Origin of the sequence: Mycobacterium sp. (assembly GCF_019247615.1) — a bacterium.
In the GTDB taxonomy this organism is placed as follows: Bacteria; Actinomycetota; Actinomycetes; order Mycobacteriales; family Mycobacteriaceae; genus Mycobacterium.
This window is the reverse complement of the sequence record NZ_JAFBAT010000023.1, coordinates 1-4,223: the sequence shown is the minus strand read 5'-3', so window position 1 is coordinate 4,223 and position 4,223 is coordinate 1. Positions and strand designations below refer to the sequence as shown.

4 protein-coding genes are annotated in these 4,223 nt (G+C 66.3%); all 4 read left to right on the top strand.

Annotation, left to right across the window (positions count from 1 at the left end; genetic code table 11):
• Positions 1-2,593 (top strand): methionine synthase (metH, locus tag JO059_RS01635; protein WP_293314238.1); only part of this gene is annotated, 2,593 nt, incomplete at its 5' end.
• A 49-nt stretch (positions 2,594-2,642) separates the two neighbouring features.
• Entirely contained in the window at positions 2,643-2,924 is a 282-nt protein-coding gene (locus JO059_RS01630) for a phosphoribosyl-ATP diphosphatase (RefSeq protein WP_293314236.1), read from the top strand.
• A gap of 2 nt (positions 2,925-2,926) precedes the next feature.
• Complete coding sequence (gene hisG / locus JO059_RS01625; protein WP_293314235.1) at positions 2,927-3,784, top strand: ATP phosphoribosyltransferase; 858 nt, start codon at positions 2,927-2,929, stop codon at positions 3,782-3,784.
• Positions 3,785-3,806: 22 nt separating this feature from the next.
• Positions 3,807-4,223, top strand: a 417-nt coding sequence (locus JO059_RS01620) for a DUF4126 family protein (RefSeq protein WP_293314233.1), incomplete at its 3' end; no start/stop codon positions are given.

The window sequence follows — 4,223 nt, the reverse complement described above, 5'->3', positions numbered from 1 at the left end:
CTACGACAGCGCGCTGTCGGTTGCCTTGCAGCAGGTTGAGGTCGGCGCGCAGGTCATCGACATCAACATGGACGAGGGCATGATCGACGGCGTCGCCGCGATGGACCGGTTCACCAAGCTGATCGCCGCGGAGCCGGACATCAGCCGGGTCCCGGTGATGATCGACTCCTCCAAGTGGGAGGTCATCGAGGCCGGCCTGAAGAACGTGCAGGGCAAGCCGATCGTCAACTCGATCTCGATGAAGGAGGGCGAGGAGAAGTTCATCCGCGAGGCACGGCTGTGCCGCAAGTACGGTGCCGCCGTCGTCGTGATGGCCTTCGACGAGCAGGGCCAGGCCGACAACCTGGAGCGCCGCAAGGAGATCTGCGGACGCGCCTACCGGATCCTGACCGAAGAGGTCGGCTTCCCGCCCGAGGACATCATCTTCGACCCGAACTGCTTCGCGCTGGCCACCGGCATCGAGGAGCACGCGTCCTACGGGATCGACTTCATCGAGGCCTGCGCCTGGATCAAGGAAAACCTTCCGGGGGTGCACCTTTCCGGCGGCATCTCGAACGTCTCCTTCTCGTTCCGGGGCAACAACCCTGTCCGCGAGGCGATCCACTCGGTGTTCCTGTTTCACGCCATCAAGGCCGGCCTCGACATGGGCATCGTGAACGCCGGGGCGCTGGTGCCCTACGACTCGATCGATCCCGAACTGCGGGACCGCATCGAGGACGTCGTCCTGAACCGGCGCGAGGATGCGGCCGAACGGCTCCTGGAGATCGCGGAACGGTACAACAAGTCCGACAAGTCCGAGGACCCGGCAGCGGCCGAATGGCGCAGCCTGCCGGTCCGCGAGCGGATCACGCACGCTTTGGTGAAGGGCATCGACGCCCACGTCGACGAGGACACCGAGGAACTGCGCGCCGAGATCGCCGCCGCGGGTGGTCGGCCGATCGAGGTGATCGAGGGCCCGCTGATGGACGGCATGAACGTCGTGGGGGACCTCTTCGGCTCGGGCAAGATGTTCCTGCCTCAGGTCGTGAAGTCGGCCCGGGTCATGAAGAAGGCCGTCGCCTACCTGATGCCGTTCATCGAAGAGGAGAAGGTGACCTCCGGGGCTGCCCAAAATGGAGGAGCCAGCAAGGACACCAACGGCACGATCATCATGGCCACGGTGAAGGGCGACGTCCACGACATCGGCAAGAACATCGTCGGGGTCGTCCTGCAGTGCAACAACTTCGAAGTGATTGACCTCGGTGTGATGGTGCCCGCGCAGAAGATCCTGGACGCGGCGAAGGAGCACGACGCCGACATCATCGGCCTGTCCGGCCTGATCACCCCGTCCCTGGACGAGATGGTCAACTTCGCCGCCGAGATGGAACGCGAGGGGCTCGAGATTCCGCTGCTGATCGGTGGCGCGACCACCTCGCGCGCCCATACGGCCGTGAAGGTGGCGCCGCGTCGCAGCGGTCCTGTGGTGTGGGTCAAGGACGCTTCCCGCTCGGTGCCGGTTGCTGCGGCGCTGCTCGACGACAAACAGCGTCCAGCCCTGTTGGAGGCCACCGAGAAGGATTATGCAGCCCTGCGCGAGCGGCACTCCCAAAAGAATGAGCGGCCGATGCTGACGCTTCAGATGGCGCGCGCCAACCGGACGCCGATCGACTGGGACGGCTACACGCCCCCGGTGCCCGCCCACGGCCTTGGGGTGCGGGAGTTTCACGACTACGACCTCGCCGAGCTGCGCGAGTACATCGACTGGCAGCCGTTCTTCAACGCCTGGGAGATGAAGGGCAGGTTCCCGGACATCCTCAACAACCCGGCATCGGGCGAGGCCGCGCGCAAGCTGTACGACGACGCCCAGGAGATGCTCGACACCCTGATCAAGGAGAAGTGGCTGATCGCCAACGGGGTGATCGGGTTCTTCCCGGCGAACGCCGTCGGTGACGACATCGAGGTGTACACCGACGACACCCGCACCGAGGTGCTGACCACGTTGCACAACCTGCGGCAGCAGGGCGAGCACCGCGACGGCATCCCGAACCGGTCACTGGGCGACTACATCGCGCCCAAGGACAGCGGTCTGGCCGACTACATCGGCGCTTTCGCAGTCACCGCGGGGCTCGGCAGCCAGGAAAAGATCGCGGAGTTCAAAGCCGCCCTCGACGACTACAGCGCCATTCTGCTGGAGTCGATCGCCGACCGGCTGGCGGAGGCGTTCGCGGAACGGATGCACGAGCGGGTTCGCAAGGAGTTCTGGGGCTACCAGCCGGACGAGCACCTGGACAACGAGGCGCTCATCGACGAGAAGTACGTGGGGATCCGTCCTGCCCCCGGCTACCCGGCCTGCCCGGAGCACACCGAGAAGGTGACGCTCTGGAAGGTGATGGACGTGAAGGGGCGGACCGGCATCGAGTTGACCGAATCGATGGCGATGTGGCCCGGCGCCGCCGTCAGCGGCTGGTATTTCTCGCACCCGCAGTCCCAGTACTTTGTGGTCGGTCGGATGGCCCAGGACCAGGTCGCCGACTATGCCAAACGCAAGGGGTGGACGCTGCAGGAAGCCGAGCGCTGGCTCGCCCCCAACCTCGGCTACAACCCGGAGGACTGACCGAGCTCTGACCACGAGCGAAAACCGCCGTGACTTTGCTCGGCGCCGCGTGGAACAATCGCCGACCGTGAAGACCTTCGAGGATCTGTTCGCCGAACTCGGTGAGCGCGCCCGCACCCGGCCGGCCGGCAGCGCGACGGTCGCCGCGCTGGACGGCGGCATCCACGGGCTGGGCAAGAAGATCCTGGAGGAGGCCGGCGAGGTGTGGCTGGCCGCCGAACACGAGGCCGACGACGCGCTGGCCGAGGAGATCAGCCAGTTGCTGTATTGGACGCAGGTGCTGATGATTGCGCGCGGGCTGTCCCTCGACGACGTCTACCGGAAGTTGTGAGCATGCTGCGGGTCGCCGTTCCGAACAAGGGGACGCTCAGCGAGCCGGCCAGCGAGATACTCGCGGAGGCCGGGTACCGGCGCCGGACCGATTCCAAAGACCTCACGGTCATCGACCCGGTCAACCAGGTCGAGTTTTTCTTCTTGCGGCCCAAGGACATCGCCATCTACGTGGGTTCGGGGGAGCTGGATTTCGGCATCACCGGCCGCGACCTCGTTCGTGACTCCGACGCGCCGGTGCGCGAACGCCTGGCGCTGGGATTCGGGTCGTCCAGCTTTCGGTACGCCGGGCCGGCGGGGTGCGACTGGACGACGGCGGACCTCGCCGGCAAGCGGATCGCGACCGCCTATCCGAACCTGGTACGTAAAGACTTGGCGGAGAAGGGAATTGAGGCTACGGTCATCCGTCTCGACGGCGCAGTGGAGATCTCGGTTCAGCTCGGCGTGGCCGACGCCATCGCCGACGTGGTGGGGTCGGGGCGCACCCTGAGCCTGCATGACCTGGTGGCCTTCGGTGAGCCACTGTGCGATTCGGAGGCGGTGCTGATCGAGCGCGCCGATGAAAGCGGTCACGGCGGGACCCAAGCGGCGCGCGACCAGCTCGTCGCGCGGGTGCAGGGTGTGGTGTTCGGCCAGCAATACCTCATGCTCGACTACGACTGCCCGCGGTCAGTGCTCGACAAGGCGACGGCGATCACGCCGGGCTTGGAGTCGCCGACCATCGCCCCGCTGGCCGACCCGGACTGGGTGGCGGTTCGCGCGCTGGCACCGCGCCGGGGCGTCAACGAGATCATGGACGAACTCGCGGCCATCGGCGCCAAGGCAATTTTGGCGTCAGACATTAGGTTCTGCCGATTCTGACCAACTAACAGGGAGGGTGTCCGTGACACATGCGCTCGTTCTGCTGATGGCGTTGTTGATCGGTGTCGTCGCCGGGTTGCGCTCGCTGACCGCGCCCGCCGTAGTCGCCTGGGCGGCCTTCCTGGGTTGGATCAACCTGCATCACACGTGGGCGTCCTGGGTGGGCAACATCATCACGGTGGTGATTTTCACCGCGCTCGCGGTCGCCGAGTTGGTCGCCGACAAACTCCCCAGGACACCGGCCCGCACGGCGGCACCGTCGTTCGCCGCACGGATCGTGATGGGCGGGTTTTCCGCCGCGGTCATCGGCGCGGCGTGGCACTGGACATTCAGTTCCCTCGGCGCCGGCGTCATCGGCGCGGTGCTCGGAACTCTTGGCGGCTATCACGCCCGCAAGTGGTTCGTGGCCGACCGCGGCGGGCGGGACTTGCCAATAGCC